The sequence below is a fragment of the Brevibacillus sp. SKDU10 genome, from assembly GCF_001645205.1.
GTDB lineage: Bacteria > Bacillota > Bacilli > Brevibacillales > Brevibacillaceae > Brevibacillus_B > Brevibacillus_B halotolerans.
On record NZ_LSSO01000116.1, the window covers coordinates 1 to 613 of the forward strand.

The following is a 613-nucleotide window of genomic DNA, read 5'->3' on the forward strand; positions in this document are numbered from 1 at the left end:
CAAAATGATTAATCGCTGCCAGATTATCACGCGCATAGGTGAAATTAGTCAAGCAAGCTACTGCAACAAGTGCAAATACCGCGTTCCATTTCACTTTCCCGTAAAACTTAACCAGTAGAGCAATGGCAATAATCGCTCCAATCGCGCCTATTACATATTTGACCATGATACGATCATCTAATGTGGTCAATGCTTTGTCTAACAGCAAAAAACCAATGGTAAAAATAATCACCTGACGCCGTTCCTTTTTATGAATGAGGAAGTACGTCCCAATAAGCAGTGGCACAAAGATCACGAGTGCAATCCATGACAGATCAATAAAAGCGACCTTGACCACCAAGTTATAAGCGATAAACAGGGCAAAGGCATAAACTGCCCAGTATAAGGTTTGCAGCCTAAACAGCTGTCGCATACAATTCACCTTTTTCTCGTTTAAGATCTGGAGCCAATTTTGCGGTTGGCGTACCGGAAGTCAAGAGTGGCTAGCGCCGCTACCATTCCGCCTAAGAGCCAGAAGAAGGTAGACATAAACGGCACTTCAAAAATGTTTTCCACAAAATTATGGAAGAACACTGCCAGAAAACCGCAGAATAATCCTAAGCCAGTATAGAAA

General features: G+C 42.4%; 2 pseudogenes. Both read right to left on the minus strand.

Annotated elements, in window-relative coordinates:
* Positions 1–412 (minus strand): annotated as a pseudogene (locus AYJ08_RS07270) (hypothetical protein); the annotation flags it as partial.
* Between the two features lie 20 nt (positions 413–432).
* Positions 433–613: pseudogene (locus AYJ08_RS24385) on the minus strand (O-antigen ligase family protein); the annotation flags it as partial.